Annotated in this window: 12 protein-coding genes and 1 pseudogene; 5 read left to right on the forward strand and 8 right to left on the reverse strand. The window is 65.0% G+C overall.

What is annotated here, in order from left to right:
* Positions 1 to 47 precede the first annotated feature (47 nt).
* Positions 48 to 2,026 (forward strand): annotated as a pseudogene (locus FEJ81_RS12075) (PAS domain S-box protein).
* Here the strand turns inward: FEJ81_RS12075 and FEJ81_RS12080 are convergent.
* Together FEJ81_RS12080 and FEJ81_RS12085 are read right to left on the reverse strand one after the other, a co-directional pair.
* Positions 2,011 to 2,583: a HalX domain-containing protein gene (locus FEJ81_RS12080; protein WP_138245525.1), complete on the reverse strand. Its 573-nt coding sequence runs from the start codon at positions 2,581 to 2,583 to the stop codon at positions 2,011 to 2,013. The pseudogene FEJ81_RS12075 and the gene FEJ81_RS12080 overlap by 16 nt on opposite strands.
* 198 nt (positions 2,584 to 2,781) lie before the next feature.
* The gene (locus tag FEJ81_RS12085) at positions 2,782 to 4,755 is read right to left on the reverse strand and encodes a 3-hydroxyacyl-CoA dehydrogenase/enoyl-CoA hydratase family protein (protein ID WP_138245526.1); all 1,974 of its coding nucleotides are present in this window, start codon (positions 4,753 to 4,755) and stop codon (positions 2,782 to 2,784) included.
* A gap of 115 nt (positions 4,756 to 4,870) precedes the next feature.
* On the opposite strand from FEJ81_RS12085, the gene FEJ81_RS12090 reads away from it, so the two are divergent.
* The 3 genes from FEJ81_RS12090 (at position 4,871) to FEJ81_RS12100 (ending at position 8,656) form a co-directional block, all read left to right on the forward strand.
* The gene (locus FEJ81_RS12090; protein ID WP_138245527.1) at positions 4,871 to 6,016 is read left to right on the forward strand and encodes an acyl-CoA dehydrogenase family protein; all 1,146 of its coding nucleotides are present in this window, start codon (positions 4,871 to 4,873) and stop codon (positions 6,014 to 6,016) included.
* A 499-nt stretch (positions 6,017 to 6,515) separates the two neighbouring features.
* Positions 6,516 to 7,106: a DNA-3-methyladenine glycosylase family protein gene (locus tag FEJ81_RS12095; RefSeq protein WP_138245528.1), complete on the forward strand. Its 591-nt coding sequence runs from the start codon at positions 6,516 to 6,518 to the stop codon at positions 7,104 to 7,106.
* A gap of 230 nt (positions 7,107 to 7,336) precedes the next feature.
* Positions 7,337 to 8,656, forward strand: a complete 1,320-nt coding sequence (locus tag FEJ81_RS12100; protein ID WP_138245529.1) for a hypothetical protein — start codon at positions 7,337 to 7,339, stop codon at positions 8,654 to 8,656.
* A 38-nt stretch (positions 8,657 to 8,694) separates the two neighbouring features.
* On the opposite strand, the gene FEJ81_RS12105 is transcribed toward FEJ81_RS12100, so the two are convergent.
* The 6 genes from FEJ81_RS12105 to FEJ81_RS12130 all read right to left on the reverse strand — a co-directional run bounded on the left by FEJ81_RS12105 (position 8,695) and on the right by FEJ81_RS12130 (position 15,997).
* Positions 8,695 to 9,078 carry a M48 family metalloprotease gene (locus FEJ81_RS12105; protein WP_205522419.1) on the reverse strand — a complete coding sequence of 128 codons (384 nt, stop codon included), beginning with the start codon at positions 9,076 to 9,078 and terminating at the stop codon, positions 8,695 to 8,697.
* Between the two features lie 67 nt (positions 9,079 to 9,145).
* The gene (gene katG / locus FEJ81_RS12110) at positions 9,146 to 11,284 is read right to left on the reverse strand and encodes a catalase/peroxidase HPI (RefSeq protein WP_138245531.1); all 2,139 of its coding nucleotides are present in this window, start codon (positions 11,282 to 11,284) and stop codon (positions 9,146 to 9,148) included.
* Positions 11,285 to 11,537: 253 nt separating this feature from the next.
* Positions 11,538 to 11,795, reverse strand: coding sequence for a PRC-barrel domain-containing protein (locus tag FEJ81_RS12115; protein WP_138245532.1), 258 nt, complete (start codon positions 11,793 to 11,795; stop codon positions 11,538 to 11,540).
* A 101-nt stretch (positions 11,796 to 11,896) separates the two neighbouring features.
* Positions 11,897 to 13,240 (reverse strand): RimK family alpha-L-glutamate ligase, encoded by a 1,344-nt coding sequence (locus tag FEJ81_RS12120; RefSeq protein WP_138245533.1) that lies wholly within the window; start codon positions 13,238 to 13,240, stop codon positions 11,897 to 11,899.
* Positions 13,241 to 13,329: 89 nt separating this feature from the next.
* Complete coding sequence (locus tag FEJ81_RS12125; RefSeq protein ID WP_138245534.1) at positions 13,330 to 14,799, reverse strand: flippase; 1,470 nt, start codon at positions 14,797 to 14,799, stop codon at positions 13,330 to 13,332.
* 445 nt (positions 14,800 to 15,244) lie between these two features.
* Positions 15,245 to 15,997, reverse strand: coding sequence for a GNAT family N-acetyltransferase (locus tag FEJ81_RS12130; RefSeq protein ID WP_138245535.1), 753 nt, complete (start codon positions 15,995 to 15,997; stop codon positions 15,245 to 15,247).
* Between the two features lie 183 nt (positions 15,998 to 16,180).
* Here FEJ81_RS12130 and FEJ81_RS12135 point away from each other — a divergent pair, with 183 nt between their 5' ends.
* Complete coding sequence (locus tag FEJ81_RS12135) at positions 16,181 to 17,275, forward strand: succinylglutamate desuccinylase/aspartoacylase family protein (RefSeq protein WP_138245536.1); 1,095 nt, start codon at positions 16,181 to 16,183, stop codon at positions 17,273 to 17,275.
* Positions 17,276 to 17,294: the final 19 nt, after the last annotated feature.

Genomic DNA, 17,294 nt, shown 5'->3' on the forward strand with positions numbered 1-17,294 from the left:
AGACCCATCGTCGTCATGGAGATGCCAACAGTCAGTGTTCCGGCCGTATGAGCCGGCCACGCGTGCTCTGCGTGAGCAGCGATCGATCGACGCGAGCGTCCATCACACTGTCTCTCACCGACGCGGCCGTCGACGTCGTCATCGCCCAGCGATCAGCCGAGGCGATCGACCGACTCGAGCGGGAGTCGATCGACGCGGTCGTCATCGATCCGAGCGCCGTCGCGAACGTACCGGCGCTCGTCAACACCGTCGAGCGCGAGGCCCGACGGCTTCGACGATCAGCTACTGGGAGGGAGACGGCGAGACCGGTGCCGTTCTTGGGGACATCGCCGCTCGAGCGGGCGACACCGATCCGGCAACGGGGCTGGCGGACGAGATCCTCCAGCGAACCGATGCCGAGGCGACCCCCGCTACCACGGCCGGTACCGGCATGGAAGCCGCCGATTCTGGTACGACCGCCGAGGATGCTCCCACCCTCGAGGATCGTTCCGACGATCTCGCGACCCTCGTCAGTCGCGTTCGCTGCCGGCTGGTCGACGCCACATCGCCGCTCACCGTCGAGCAGGTGCTCCGCGAGGAGCTGACCGACAGCGACCGGTTCACGTTCGCGTGGGTCGGCGAGTACGACCGGGGCGAACGCGCGATTATCCCGTGGCTCTCCAATACGGACACCACGGAGTGGTCGCTCCGGCGAACGTTCGACATCGGCGGCGGCGACCAACCGCTGCTCGAGCGGGCCGTTCGGACCAGCGAACTCCACAGTACGCGGTACGACGAGGACGAGCGGGGACGCGTTCCGTTCGGCGGCCTCGCGTTCGAGCGCGGCGTTCGGTCGGTCGCCGTCGCACCGCTCGCCGCGAGCGACGACCCCTACGGCGTGGTCGTCATCTACGCGACGGAGCCGTTCTCCGAGCGCGAGCGGGACGCGATTCGAGACGCGACCGCGGCCGCGTCCCACGTCCTCGAGACGATCGCCCTCCGCGGCCGGCACGACCAGCAGGAACGAACGCTCCACCGGTACGAGCGACTCGTCGAGACCGCGGGCGACGGAATGTACGTCCTCGACGAGTCGGGCCACTTCACGACCGTCAACGACGCGCTGGTCGAGATCACCGGCTACAGCCGCGAGGGGCTACTCGGCGAACACGCCTCGATCCTGTTCGACCGCGAGGACGTGGCTGCCGGCGAAGAAACCATCCGATCGCTCCTCGAGACCGGCGGGAGCACCGATACCCTCGAGTTGATCCTCGAGACGAAAACCGGGGAGACGATCCCCTGTGAGGCCAAGATCGCCGTGCTCGTTCCCGACGGGGCGTTCCTCGGCTCGGTCGGCGTGCTCCGGGACGTGACCGAACGGAAGCGCCGGGAACGGCAACTCCGCGAACGCAACGAGCGCCTCGACGCCTTCGCCCGAATCGTCAGTCACGACCTCCGCAACCCGCTGAGCGTCGCGCAGGGCTACCTCGACCTGTTCGAGGAGAGCGGGAACCCCGAGCACGCCGAGAAGACCCGCGAGGGACTCGACCGCATGGAGTCGATCATCGAGGACGTGCTGGCGATCGCCCGCGAGGGCGAGTGGGCGACCGACACCGATCCCGCCGACCTCGAGTCGACCGCGCGAGCGGCGTGGAAACACGTCTCGACGGACGCTGCGACGCTATCGGTCGCGGGCACGACGACGCTCGAGGCCGATCGATCGCGGCTCCTACGGCTCCTCGAGAACTGTTTCCGGAACAGTATCGAGCACGGCGAAACCACCGAGACCGTTCGCGTCGGGCCGCTCGAGGCGGACGGGAGCGGCGCGAACCGGGGGTTCTTCGTCGAAGATGATGGCGAGGGATTACCCGAGACCCTCCGGGGCGAACTCTTCGATCCGTCAGTCTCGTCGTCCGCTGAGGGGCTCGGAATCGGGCTGTGGATCGTCAGAGAAGTGGCTACCGGGCACGGGTGGTCGGTCGGCGCGACCGAAAGCGACAGCGGAGGGGCCCGCTTCGAGTTCGAAACCGAGGCTCAATTTTCGGACTGAAGGTCTTGAAACGCGCCGACGAAATCGTCGTGGGAGGACATCCCGGAGACCGTCTCGTCGACCCGCTGCTCGAGCGTCTCGACGCGGTCACAGAGGTCCTGATACTCCTCGTTGTCTGCGAGTTCACGGTCGGCCTTCTCGGACTCTAACAGCGCCTTCTTCGAGACGAGCGCGTAGTATTCCTGAATATCCGACTCGTAGTCCGAGCGGTCGGCCACGTCATCGACCATCTCGACGAGTTCGTCCTTCGAGACCGGCTTGACCAGATAGTCGTCGAAGCCCATCTCGATGATGTCGAAGTCTGGATCCACAGCCGTCACCATAACGACCCGGGAATCGTACCCGTCGTCGCGGATCTGCTCGAGGACTTCGTCGCCGGAGAGTCCCGGCATCCGTCGGTCTAACAGGACGACCTCGACGGAGTCGGTCATGTTCTCGAGTGCTTCCTCTCCGTCGTACGCCGTCTCGACGGTGCGCTCGCCTTGGAGCCACGCGGCGAACAGGTCCGCGAGACGAGCCTCGTCGTCGACGACGAGCACCTCGGGCCCGTCACTCATTTTGGAACCCCTCCGTTCTCTTCATCGATTACAGCCACGGGACACCAATGGTACCTCTGGGTGATAAATCTCGCGACCAGATGTCAGAGTGAGGACGTATATCGCGGTCGATGACGAACGAACGGGGGCGGACAGATACCGAAGTTCGAACGCAATCCAAACGGGTGGCCGGTCGCTGCGTCGTTCAGTACGGCTCGGTTACTTACCCTCGAACTCCGGCTCCTCGTCCTCCATGAAGGCCGTGATGCCCTCCATCAGGTCGTCGGTCGCCATCAGGTGGCCGAAGGCGGAGGCCTCGTACTCGAGGCCGGCCTCCGTGTCGTCGCGGCCGGCGAGCATCGCGCGCTTGGTGAACGTCTGGGCGATCGGCGGGCCGCCGGCGAGGTCGGTCGCCAACTCGAGGGCGCGGTCCTCGAGGCCGTCGTTGTCGACGACCTCGTTGACGAAGCCGTAGTCGGCCATCGTCTCGGCGTCGTAGCGCTCGGCGGTGAGGATGATCTCCTTCGCTCGGCCCTCGCCGACGATGTGTTTGAGCCGTTGGGTGCCGCCCCAGCCGGGGATCAGGCCGAGGTCGAGTTCGGGCTGGCCGAACTGGGAGCGCTCGCTGGCGACGCGCATGTCCGCACAGGTCGACAGCTCCATCCCGCCGCCGAGACAGAAGCCGTCGATCCCGGCGACGACGGGCATATCGCAGGCCTCGAGGGCACCGAACGTCGACTGCCCGAGCCGCGAGAGTTCCTGTCCCTCGATCGGGTCGGCACCGCTGCCGGCCATGCTCTGGACATCCGCCCCCGCGGAGAACGCCTTCTCGCCCTCGCCGGTGATCAGGAGCGCACGGACCTCCTCGTCCTCCGCTAACTGCTCGATCGCCGTCGAGAGCTCCTCGAGCAGGTCGTCGCTGATCGTGTTCATCCGGTGTGGCCGGTCGAGGACGATGTGGCCGACGTAGTCGCCGGGGTACTCGAGGCGGATCGTCTCGAAGTCGACGCCGTCCGCGTCGTCGGTCGACTCGTAGAAACCGCCCGCGTCGGCCCGCTCCGCGAGGTACTCGTCGGGCGCGTAGCGCTCGTGGCCGGTCTCCTCGTAGGTCTCCTCGAGGGTCTCGTGGAGCGGCGCGAGGCCGTAGTCGTCGACCAGCTTGACCGGGCCGTCGGGGAAGCCGGCCCCGAGCTTGACCGCCTCGTCGATCGACTCCGGCGGGGCGACGTCGCCGCCGATCAGTTTCGCGGCCTCGTTGGCCATCGTCGCGAGGAGCCGCTCCTTGACGAACTCCGACTGTTGGTCGGTCGGGATCTGGACGCCCTCGCCGTCCTCGTAATCGTAGAACCCCTTCCCGGTCTTCTTCCCGAGTTCCTCATTTTCGACTTTCTCCTCGAGCAGCGGGGCCGGCTCGTAGGCCTCGCCCAGCACCTCGTTCATGTACTCGAGGACGTGGTAACTGACATCGTTGCCGACCTGATCGCCGAGTTCGAAGCTGCCCATCGGCAGGCCCATGTCGTACTTGGTCGTCGAGTCGACCTCCGCGATGGTCGCCTCGTCGTTGCTGACGAGCCACGCGGCCTCGTTCATCAGCGGCACCAGAATGCGGTTGACGATGAAGCCCGGCGAGTCCTTGTGGACCCGGACCGGCGTCTTGCCGAGGTCCTCGGCGAACGCCTCCGTGAGCTCGAGCGTCTCCTCGGCGCTCTCGGCACCCGAAATCACTTCGACGAGTTGCATTCGGACCGGCGGATTGAAGAAGTGCATCCCGCAGAACCGCTCGGGCCGCTCGGTCACCTCGGCGAGTTCGGTGATCGAGAGACTCGAGGTGTTCGTCGCGAAGATCGCCCGGTCGGGGGCGTGTTCCTCGAGTTCGGTATACACGTCCTTCTTGATCTCCATCTGCTCGGGAACCGCCTCGATGACGAAATCGGCGTCCGCGACGGCTTCCTCCATGTCGACCAGCGGCGTCACGCACTCGAGGGCAGCGTCTGCTTCCTCGTCGGTGAGCTGGTCGTTCTCGGCGAGTTTGCCCAGCGACCACTCGATCGACTCGTAGCCGTTCTGGACGAACTCCTCGTTGATGTCGCGCATGTTCACGTCGTAGCCGGCCATCGCGGCGACCTCCGCGATCCCGTGACCCATGTTGCCCGCTCCCAGAACTGCGACGGTGTTGATATCCTCGAGTTCCATGCCCAAGCATCCTATGTGGACTCGTTTCAACGTTTCCCTCTCACCTCATAGAAACGATAGTTCTGTTTACTACCGGTTACAAACCTCTTTATCGCTCCGTTAGTAACGATCGTCCATGGAATTCGGACTCAGCGAAGAACAGCAACAAATCCGGGACGAGGTCCGTCGGTTCGCCGAAAACGAGATCGTTCCCAACGCCGAGGAGTACGACACCGAAGAGAAGTTCCCCCACGAGATCGTCGACGAGGCCGCCGAAATGGGGCTGGTCGGCTCCTCGATCCCCATCGAGTACGGCGGAGCCGGCTACTCTACCCTCGAGTCGGCGCTCATCGCCGAGGAACTGTTCTCCCACGACCCCGGGATCGCGCTCTCGATCATGGCCTGTTCGTTCGGGACCGAGGCCATCCGCGAGTTCGGGACCGAAGACCAGAAGGAGCGCTTCCTCGAGCCCGTCGCGCTGGGCGAGAAGATCTCCGGTGCGGCGATTTCGGAGCCGGACACCGGCTCGGACGTCTCCTCCGTCTCGACCCGCGCCGAGAAGGACGGCGACGAGTGGGTGATCAACGGCAACAAGATGTGGATCACCAACGGCACGGTCGGCGACTTCTTCGTCGTCCTCTGTAAGACCGACCCCGACGCCGAGAGCCGCTACGACGGCTTCAGCCAGATCATCGTCGAGTCCGACCGCGATGGCTTCTCCTCGGACAAGATCACCGGCAAGCTCGGCATCCGCGCCTCCGACACCGCCGAACTCATCTTCGACGACGTTCGCGTTCCCGAGGAAAACCTCGTCGGCGACCGCGACGCCGCCTTCCTCCAGCAGATGCAGTTCTTCGACGCCACCCGAACCGGCGTCGCCGCACAGGGACTCGGCATCGCGAGAGGCGCACTCGAGGCCGCGCTCGACTACGCCGAGGACCGCGAGCAGTTCGGCCAGTCCATCTCGGAGTTCCAGGCCATCCAGCACAAGCTCGCCGACATGGCGACCAAGACCGAGGCCGCGCGCAACCTGACCTACAAGGCCGCGTGGAACGTCGATCAGGGCAACGACATCACGAAACTCGCCTCGATGGCCAAGGAGTACGCCTCCCGCGTCGCCGTCGACGTCTCCAACGAGGCCGTCCAGATCCACGGCGGTGCCGGCTACGTCAACGACTTCCCCGTCGAGCGCTTCTACCGCGACTCGAAGATCACCCAGATCTACGAGGGCACCACCGAGATCCAGAAGAACGTCATCGCTCGAGAACTCTTAGACGACTAGAACCGAAATTTTGCGCTGCGCTCTGGCGAGACGACGCCAGCATCGCTGGCGCACGTCTCGCCGACGCTCGGCAAAATTTCGATCAAAAGCACTCCTCCTTCCCCTTTACTACGTTTCGGGTCAGTCGTCGGCCCGCTCGCTCACTGCGTTCGCTCGCGGTCGTCACCGGGTAACAGCCTGCCCTTCCCCGGGTCATGCGGCTCTCACATTCGTTCGAGCCACATTCTCGGCCACCGATCTGGGCCGTCTCAGACGACCACGATCACCAGCGATAGCGCGACGAAGACCACGTGCGTGGCGCGTTGGCGGCAATAATCTACGCGACCGACGAGGGACATGAGTCCGGCGTGACGGGCAACGCGATGCGACTGGCGAACGTCGAGCCCGACCTGCCCGACGAGCGACATCAAGAGTAGGGAGACGAGAAACGCCGACGCCGACTGGCCCGTCGACCGAGACGCCTATCTTTCCCCGGCCCCTTCCCGCGGTACCGACACGAATGCTCGAGGAGGCACACTCCGTACTGCGTCGAGACCCCGTGATGGCGGAGCTCATCGACCGACACGACCCGTACGTTGAACAGGACTGGGACGAGTACGAGCGGCTCTGTATTTCGATCATCAATCAGCAGCTATCGACCGCGAGCGCCGCCGCCGTCCGCGACCGCGTGTTCGAACTGTTCCGCGGCGAGGTGACCCCCGAAGCGGTGTTAGACGCGGAGGACGAGGCGCTGCTCGGGGCCGGCCTCTCCCGGAGCAAGGTCGAGTACCTGCGCAACGCCGCCCGCGCGTTCCGCGAGAACGATTTCACGCGGGAAGGACTGGCCAACCACTCGAACGAGGCCGTGGTCGATTCCCTCACCGAAATCAAGGGGATCGGTCCGTGGACAGCGCGCATGTACCTCCTGTTCGTCTTGGAGCGCGAGGATGTGTTGCCCCTCGGCGACCTCGCCGTCCGTCGGGCGATCGAAGGGTTGTACGGCGACGGCGAGGAGATGACTCGAGCGGAGATGCGCGAGGTCGCAGAACGGTGGCGGCCATATCGTAGTGTCGCCACCCGGTATCTCTGGGCCGACTACGAAGCCGAGTAGGTCACGCCGGGGCCCCGCTGTACCGCATCCCGATTCGACTCGGCCGCCTCGAGCGGCGTAATACGGGATTGGGTTCGGAAAGCCGAGCGAGGAACCAACGAACGCGCCGGCTAATTCGCGATTACGCACCCGAGTATGCAGGCCGCGGGCGGGGGCTCGAGAAACGAACTATTGAGGTGACGGGATGGCCCTATCGACTCAAGTACAGTTCGGTCGCGGGGCCTAGTGAGATGGCAAACGAGACACCACCGTCCGATCCGGACGCGCCCGAGCAGCGGCGAATGACCACTGATCCCGAACGCATCAGGGAGTGGGCGGAGGCCCGCGACGCCGTTCCGGTCTCGATCCGCGGCGGCGAGGGCCACGGCGAGGGGCCCAGCCACTCCTTTGCCCGCCGCGACGAGATCGGCGAGAACCACGAGGAGTATACGTGGGACGAGTTCATGGAGACGTTCGATGACGAAGACCTCGTGTTCGTCTACCACGAGGAGGAGCCGACCGGCGAGGGGCTGGGCTTCTTCGAGATGGTCGAGCGCGAGCGAGCGTTCGAGCGAGCCGACCTCGGCCGAGACGAACTCGAGGACTCGCTGCGGCGCGGCGAGACGGTGACGACCGAAATCGTCGAGACGCAGGTCGTCGAAACCGAAATCGTCGAACGGGACACGATCGAGAGCGAGGTGATCGACACGGAACTGGTCGAGCGCGAGGTCGTCGACTCCGAACTGCTCTCTCGCGATGTCATCGAGACCGAGTTCGTCGGCGAGGACCGCCTCGAGGTGACCGTCGACGAGACCCGCCTCGATACCATCGAGGAACTCGAACGCTACATCGTCGAGAGCCGCGTCGTCGACATCGACATCGAGCAGGACGAAGAGATCGAACGCGACACCGTCGAGACGGACATCGAACTCGAGAGCGTCCAGCGATCGATCCTCGAGAGCGATGTCGTCCGCTCGAGTGTCACCCCCGACGACGTGCTCGAGCGGGAGGTCATCCAGAGCCAGCGCACGGAGGGCGACGCCGTCCGGAGCGAACTCATCGAGCGCCGCACCGTCGAGGAGGAGTTAGACGAACACCTGCGGATGACCTACCTCCTCGAGGAGACCGAACTGGTCGAATCCGAGATCATCGGCAGCGACGTGATCGAGGGTGAAATCATCGATGTCGAGGAGTATGGAGCCGCGGACTCAGCCGAGGCCGGGATGGAGACCGAGACCGGCGGTGCCGCGGGCGGCGAAGCGACGGCGAGTACCGGCACCGAGGCCGGCGCGGGAACGACGGACGAGGCGATGGACACGCCGATGGACGCATCGGCGGTCGAACTCTCGCGGGACGATCAGGGGAAAGCCGTCCTCGACGAGTCCGGGCAGCAGATCGGCATGGTCGCCGAAGTCGAAGGGCAGACCGCGTACGTCGATCCAGAGCCCGGGCTGACGGATCGGCTCAAGGCGCGACTGGACTGGGGCAGCCACGGTGACGACGACTACCCGGTCGAGTCGTCACAGATAACCGAAATCACGGACGACGAAGTCGTCGTCAAAAGCGAGTGACGGGGACGGCTTTGGTTCGGTTTCGAAGGCATGGTCGATCAGGCCACCAGTGACCGGAGATGCGCGAGACGCGTTTCAACCGGCGGATGCGTCGAGAACAGACCGGAAAAGCGACGATCGGCCCTGGACGGAGGGAGGACGGTGATCGCGTTGGTCGCCCGTGCCTGCCGGCGGAGATCCACGCTCGGCTTCGCTTCGGTCGCATTCGCGAGCCGCTCGAGTGCGGCGGCAAGCGCGCGTGGATCGCCGAGCGCCGTCGCCGCGGCGCGATCGGCGGCCAGCTCTCGGCCACGAGTAAAGATGCCGACTGCGATCTGGCCGACAATCGCCAGTCCGATACCGACGATGTCGAACACGCTCGATGGATAGTATATTACACCATCCCGATCGAGAAATGTGTTCGGAACAAGATCGGTCGGCAATTGAGTTAGACGGATCGTCTCGACGGATATCGGATACGGCCGCCAAACTGGCGGCGCTTGGCTGCGATTACTCGAGGTCGAAGCGGTCGTTGGTCATGACCTTGTGCCAGGCGTCGACGAAGTCCTGCACGAACTTCTCCTCCTCGCTGGCGTAGACCTGTGCGATGGCACGGAGCCGGGAGTTCGACCCGAAGATGAGGTCGACGCGGGTCCCCCGCCACTCGACCTCGCCTGTTTCGCGGTCGCGCAGTTCGTAGATCTCCTCGTCCTCCGAGGCCTGCTCCCACTCGTAACCCATGTCGAGCAGGTTCACGAAGAAGTCGTTGGTCAGCGTCTCCGGCTCGTCGGTGAAGACGCCGAGATCGGAGTCTTGGTAGTTCGCGTCCAGCGCGCGCATGCCGCCGACCAGCACGGTCATCTCCGAGGCCGTCAGGTCGAGCAGGTCGGCGTGGTCGACCAGCAGGTCCTCGGCCGGCTGGTTGTATTCGCCACCGAAGTAGTTCCGGAACCCGTCGACTTTCAGCTTGAGCGCCTCGAACGATTCCTCGTCGGTCTGTTCCTGCGAGGCGTCCGTCCGTCCGGGTTCGAACGGAATCTCCACGTCGTACCCGGCGTCAGCCGCGGCCTGCTCGACGGCCGCGTTGCCGCCCAGCACGATGAGATCGGCCAGCGAGACGCGCACGTCGTCATTTCGCGAGCCGTTGAACTCCTCTTGAATCGCTTCGTAGGTCTCGAGGACGGTCTCGAGTTCCGCCGGCTCGTTGACCTCCCAGCTGCGCTGGGGCTCGAGGCGAATGTGCGCGCCGTTGGCGCCGCCGCGCTTGTCGCTGTCGCGGTAGGTCGACGCCGCAGCCCAAGCGGTCTTGACCAGCTGGGACCGGGACAGTTCCGACTCGAGGATGTCCGCTTTGAGGTCGGCAGCGTCCGCTGCTCCGATCAGGTCGTAGTCGGCGTCGGGGACGGGGTCTTGCCAGACGAACGTCTCGTCCGGGACATCCGGGCCGAGGAACCGTTCCGGCGGGCCCATGTCGCGGTGGATCAGCTTGTACCACGCTCGTGCGAAGGCCTCGAGGAACTCCGGCGGGTTGTCGCGGAAGTTCTCGATGATTTCCCGGAACTCCGGATCCCGCTTGAGGGCGACGTCCGTCGTCATCATCATGGGGGCGTGCTTCTCCGACGGGTCGTGGGCGTCGGGGACGGTGTCGTAGGCCCCCTCCTCGACCGGCTGCCACTGCTTCGCGCCGGCGGGACTCTCGGTCAGTTCCCACTCGTAGTCGAGCAGGTTGTCGAGATAGGAGGTGTCCCACATCGTCGGCCACGCGTTCCAGGCACCCTCGATGCCGCTGGTGGTCGTCTCGGAGCCCTTGCCGGAGTCGGTCCAGCCGAGGCCCTGATCCTCGATTGGAGCCGCTTCGGGCTCGGCGCCGATGTCGTCGTCGGTGGCACCGTGGGACTTCCCGAACGTGTGTCCGCCCGCGATGAGCGCGGCCGTTTCCTCGTCGTCCATCGCCATGCGGCCGAAGGCCTGACGGATCCGCGTTGCCGACTCGAGCGGCTCGGGATTGCCGTTCGGTCCTTCGGGGTCGACGTAGATGAGCCCCATTACGGTAGCGCCGAGCGGCTCGTCGAGTTCGTCGTTCTCGTCGAAGCGCTGGTCCTGCGGTGCCGTCCACTCGTCCTCGGGACCCCAATAGACGGCCTCGTCGGGTTCGAACTCGTCCTCGCGGCCGCCGGCCCAGCCGAGGGTCTCCATGCCCATCGACTCGAGGGCGGTGTTCCCGGCGAGCACGATCAGGTCGGACCAGGAGAGCTTGCGGCCGTACTTCTGCTTGATCGGCTCGAGCAGTCGCCGCGCCTTGTCGAGGCTCACGTTGTCAGGCCAGCTGTTGAGCGGCGCGAAGCGCTGGTTCCCCCCGGCCGCGCCGCCGCGGCCGTCAGTGGTGCGGTAGGTACCGGCGCTGTGCCAGGCCATCCGGATGAACAGCGGCCCGTAGTGCCCGTAGTCGGCCGGCCACCAGTCCTGAGATGTCGTCATCAGGTCCTTGAGGTCGGCCTTTACCTCCTCGAGGTCGAGTTTCTGGAACTCCTCGGCGTAATCGAAGTCGTCGTCGTAGGGGCCGACGTTCTCGGCGTTCTGGTCGAGCACGTCCAGCTTCAACTGGTTCGGCCACCACTCGTGGTTTCGCTTCCGTTTGTTGTCGCTCATGTATGGTTCGTACAGTTGGGCAAACGAATTAGAGAATAATATATGTACCGATCACAACCTCAGGTTTGTGTTTCGGACAGTAAATTTTCGATAGTGGAAAACAGGGTGATGTGTACGAGAGACTCGGCGATGGCGGGAATCGGAACCGTTCGGTATCGGTCATCGAAAAACGTTGCCTGAGCACCCATCAATCTCGTGGATCGGAGTGGTCGTCGACAGCGACCGGAGACGGGCGACCGACCGTGCCGGCCGACTACGCGTCCGATTCGCGTTTCGTCAGATCGACGATCAGGTAGTCGTCGAGATCGCTCATGCGGCTTGCCGGAACGACGATCTTTCCGTCGTCGTTCCTGTCGAACCCGCGAATATCGTCGCTCGCCGGGGTAACGAGTACTCGTCGGAGTTCCCCGGTCTCGACGTTCATCGTGAGATTGTGAACCGTGCCGAGTTCCGTCCCGTCGGAGCCCATCACCGGCGTGTCGGAGAGGGTAGAGGCGAGGACCGTCGTCATGTGAGTCCCCATTCGCAAAACAGGTCAATAAAGTAATCGGAAGCGGCGACGCCGAGTAGCGGATCACGGTGGTATGGTCGCTCTGTCGCTCCCTTGGTCGACTACTCCTCTTCTTCCGGCGTATCGGGAACGTCGCTATCGATCCGGCGGCTCACGTCGACCTGATAGTTCTCGAGGATGTCTCGACCGAGCAGGACGGGGTAGTCCATGTGGCTGCGGTCCTCGACGCTTGCCGTGACGGTGTGTTGGTTGCCGCCGACACCGACGACGACGTCGACGACGGGGCGGCTCTTGGACTGCTTGCTGCTCCCCGAGCGGATGCGGGTAATCGACTTGATCGGGCCGGCACCGATATCCGCGGCGAGGCCGGTGTCGATGCTCGTTCGCGTCGCGCCGGTGTCGGACTTGGCGAGGACGGACTTCGAGCCGCTCGTCCCGGAGAGAACGACCTCTTCGGTGTAGCCGATGATCGCGGGTTCCGTATCCGCCGTGACCGCGTCCGGCGGCTGGGCCGCCGGCCGAGAGTCGTCGAGGACGTTCGCGATTTCCCGGACGCGGTCGTCGTCGACCTCGCCGCCCGCGCGCTCGATCGCCAGTTTCGCGATGTAGGGTGCCGGGCTCATCTGGGTCGCCTCGTAGAGCCCCTTGAACCCCGCCGTCGGGTTGACCTCGAGGACGAACCAGCCCTCGTCGCCCTCGACGAGGTCGACGCCGGCGTAGTCGAGGTCGATGACCTCGGCTGCGCGCCGGGCCATCTCGCGGGCTTCCGCGGGGAGGTCGTCGGTCGCGTCCTCGACGGAGCCGCCCAGCGCGACGTTGGTCCGCCAGTCGTTGTCCGGCGCGTAGCGGTACATCGCGGCGACGACCTCGCCGCCGACGACGTAGACGCGCAGGTCGCGATGGCGGACGTCTTCCTGGTCGACCAGTTCCTGCAGGAAGGCGTACCGGTTGCCCACCTTGGCGTTGATCGGGTCGTCGGGGCCGACCTTCCACGTCCCGCCGCCGTGGGTGCCGATCGCGGTCTTGTAGACGGCCTCCTCGCCGTAGCGCTCGCGGGCGGCATTGAGCTTATCGCCGCTGAGAGCGAGCGTCACGTCGGGCGTCCGAACGTCGTTCGACGCGAGCGCGGTCGCCGTCGAGAGCTTGTGGATCGCCGTCATCACCGCGCTCGGCGTGTTGAGCGTCGGGACGAGCTGCGAGAACGCGTTTACCAGCCCGAGTTCCTCGGCGGGCTGTTCGGTGTTCGACAGCAGCATTCGGTTCGCGATCACGTCGACGTCCGGCTCGAGGACGGGGCTGCCGTCGCGGACGCTGATCGACGTGTTCTCGGTGCGAAGCCACTCGCTGTCGTGGCCGAGATCTTCCACCGCGTTGAGAATCGCTTTCGTTTCCTTGCTCGTATGAAGACTCAATACCCCGACCGTCACGGGATCGGCAACAGCCATACGAACTAGACGCCGACCCGCCGGATAAGTATTGGCAGGTCATTCAGTCAGGTCGAATCGCCGGGCTGCCGACGAGGGGTGAGACGGCGTCACCCGATGACCGATCGCACCTGTCCGGGATCGACCAGCCCGCTCATCACCGCGAGCACCCCCCACGTGATCGCCCCGACGGCGATCGCGCCGAACAGCATGACCAGATTCGAGACCAGCGGCGTCACGAGCAACACCGCAACTCCCATGATGCCCGTGATCCCGCAGATGAGGCCGGTTGTGCGGGCGATCCGAGTAACGTTCAGCCCGAGCTCGGTGTGGACGATGTAGAGGTTCACCGCGACGTACACCGTGTGGGTCGCGACCGTCGCGAGCGCGGCGCCGACGACCCCGATCGTCGGAATCAGCAGGATGTTCAGCCCGAAGTTGGCGACGGCCGTCCCGCCTTTCGCGATGGCGCGCGATCGGGCGCGACCGAGGTAATCGAGACTGTCGCTGGTCAGGTTCGTGATCGCCTGCAACACGACGAACCCGGCCAGCACCTGCAGGACGGGGACCGCGCCCGCGTAGTCGTTCCCGATCACCATCGTCAGGAACGGTTCCGCGACGATCGCGAGGCCGACCGCGGCCGGAATGTAGAGCAACAGGATGTTCGTCAGCGAGGTCTCGTAAATCCGTCTGGCCTCCTCGAGTTGGCCGGCGGCTTTCTGCTCGCCGAAGTTCGGCGAGATGGTAAAGCCGAGCGACTCCGCCGGCGCGAGGACGAAGTCCGTGATCTGCTTTGCGAGGGTATAGAACGCGACCGCGGCGGGATTGAGGAAGACGCCGACCAGCACGATGTCGATCTGCTTATCGATGACGTTCGCGCTCCGGGTCGCCGTCAGCGGGATGCTGTACTCGATCAGTCGGCGCGCGAGGCCGTCCTCGTACTCCTCGGCCGTGTCGTACCGAGTGTAGAAGCCGTAGTAGAGGATCGTCAGTCCGACGGCGGCCGCGATGGCGTAGCCGACGATGTATCCGAAGAGGGCACCGAGCGCCCCGAGTCCCATGAGGACGAACGCGACGGCGAAGAGGAACCGACCGGCACCGCTGACCGCCTGTACGATCGCGCTGTAGCCGAGGTGGTTGAAGCCTTGGAGCGCGACCTGCGAGAAGGTGCTTCCCGAGAAGACGACGAGGTAGAGCACGCCCGCGGCGAGAAACGGGGCCGCGCCCGGATCGCCGAGCGCGATCGCAATCTGCTCGTGAAAGAGCAAGAGGACGTAGCCGACGACCGTGAGCAGGACGATCTTGGCCGTGATCACCGTCTTGATCAGATGGGGTATCTGCCCGGGATCCGACTCGCGGTACTCCGAAATGTACCGCGCGACGGACTTGCTGAGCCCGAGATCCGCGAACAGTTGGACGATGGTCAACACCCCGATCGCCCAGTACAGCGCGCCGTACCCGTCCGGCTCGAGCAGGTACCGCGACAGGACGAACATTAGCAGCGCGCTCGATGCCATGTAGATCGCGCGCGCGACGAGCGTTGCCTTGAAGCCGCTGACGATGTGGTCTTCCCTGTTCATAGTAGATGGGGGCCGACGGGACACTCGCGGCGGCCCGACGCGAAGCGGATAGCGACCAACGTACTCGAGGCCACGAGGGATCGGTCAATTGTAATGCGGGGGCAACAGCCCGAAACCGGCGGCAACAGCAGCGATCGCGCGAAAATTGCCAGCGGCCCCAGCGAGGACAACAGTTCGGCGGTTCGACGGGAACGGGCTCGAACGTGACTGTAACGGGGACTCAAACGGCCGAAATTCGGCCGTACAGGTAACCGAGGATGTCTCTCCCGCTCGAGTGACTACTTAGAACAAACGAGATAGTGGTGGAGCGAATACTCGTTTCGAGCCGACTATTCGGAATCAATACCGACGCGGGGAGAACGGAGAGTCACTGCGGTATCGAAACGGGAGCGACCGCCTCGAGTGTGGAGTGTGGAGACGGCGGCTCGGAACGCGGATCGACTTGTTACAGGTACGAGGCGTCCCACCGGGTCGCTTTCCGCCGATTGCCACAGCTGTTGCATTCGATCCGCCCCATCGCGTCCATCGCGTTGTCGATCGAGTCGCAGTTGCCACAGAACCACGCGTACCGATCGTGCCGGTCGGCGCTCTTGTAGGCCGTGTAAAACGGCGACCGCGTGCCGCGGGCGGCCTCGCCGTAGCTCACGTAGACCGTCTCGCCGTCGACCACGGTCTCGTCGATCGCACCCCACTCGCCGTCGTCCTCGAGGTCGGATTCGACGTAGACGTTCTCGGTGAACGTCTCCGAGCCGATCTCGACCTCGCGCTGGCCGGCCTGTTCGAAGCCGTGGGCCCGGTAGAACTCGTTGCCGCCCTCGTTGTCCGCGAGGACGAAACACTGGATGCCGTCGGCCCCCTCCTTGAGTAACCCTTCACGGGTGCGGACGAGCAGTCGCACGCCCGTCGCGTCGCCGCGGTGGTCTGGGTGGATGTGCAACCAGAGGAGGTGTCCGGTCTTCGACTGCTGGCCGACCAGCTCGCTCTGGGAGAAGCCGGCGATCTCCCCGTCGCGTTCGACGACCAAGAAGAGCGCGCGGTCGTCTTCGAGTTCCTCGGTAAGCGAGTCGCCGTACCACTGCTCGATCGCGGCGTCGATGGTCTCCTCCTCGAGGAAGGTCGTATACGTGGAGTTGAGCGAGTCGCGGGCGATCGAGCGAATCGCTTCGGCGTCCGAACTGGTAGCCTCACGGATCTCCATGCGATATCGTACCACAGCCAGATACAAAACGTATGCCCACGATCCCAAATGCTGATCGGCGGTGTTCGAGGGAAACCGATTTTCTCCGGAAAAAGCGGCACGGAACGCCTCGAGAGCGCAAAACACGGAACCGCTCGGAGCTGAAGGGAGAAGATTCACGGTGATGCCCCCGGAGAACCTGATATGAGCGACGACGCGGCGGCGACCGAACCGCCCGATCAGCCCGGCTCCGACGCGACGGCCGAACCGTTCACGTACAACGGCGGCCGGGTCGATCCCGGCGAGTCGGCGAACATCCGCTACGGCATCAGCGAGACGTACCTCGGGGACCCCGTCAGGATTCCCGTCACGGTGATCAACGGCGAGTTGCCGGGACCGACGGTCTTCCTCTCGGCGGCGGCCCACGGCGACGAACTCAACGGAATCGAGGTCGTCCGCGAGGTCGCCCACGACTGGGACCACTCCGTGCTCCACGGGACGCTGGTCTGTCTGCCCGTGATGAACGTCCCCGGCTTCCTCGCCCAAGAGCGATATTTGCCGATCTACGATCGGGACCTGAACCGGTCGTTCCCCGGCCGCGAGGGGTCGACCAGCGCCAGACGGATGGCCCACCGAATCTTCACGAACTTCATCGAGCCCTGCGACCTCGGGGTCGATTTCCACACGTCGACGCGCGGGCGAACGAACATGCTCCACGTCCGGGCCAACATGGAACGATCGGACGTGGGCCGACTCGCCAAGGCGTTCAGTTCCAACGTCATCATCGCGGGGGAGGGCCCATCGGGCACGCTCCGACGCGAGGCGACCGAAGCCGGAATCCCCGCGATCACCGTCGAGATGGGCGAGGCCCACCGGTTCCAGCGGCGGCTGATCGACCGCGCGCTCACCGGCGTCGCGAGCGTGCTGGCCGAGTTCGGCCTGCACCGGGAGTCGTCGGTTCACTGGCCCGGCTGGCGGACCGTCATCGACGACGACAACGAGAAGACGTGGCTCCGCGCCGACGCCGGCGGCATCGTCGACATGAAATGCGGCCGCGGCACGCTCGTCAAGGAGGGCGAAGTGATCTGTACCATTACGAACCCCTTCAAGGAAGAGGAAGACATCGTCACCGTCGAGGCCCCCTTTACCGGGCTCATCGTCGGCATCCTCGAGAATCCGGTCGTCTATCCGGGGAACCCGCTCTGTCACCTCGTCGGCCTCTCGCCGGACACGCTCACGGCCTTGGAGCGCGAGCGGACGACGGAGCGTTCGCGGTCCGAACTCCGACAGAACGACTGACCGAGCCGGGCGTCGAACG

Source organism: Natrinema versiforme (assembly GCF_005576615.1).
Lineage (GTDB): Archaea > Halobacteriota > Halobacteria > Halobacteriales > Natrialbaceae > Natrinema > Natrinema versiforme_A.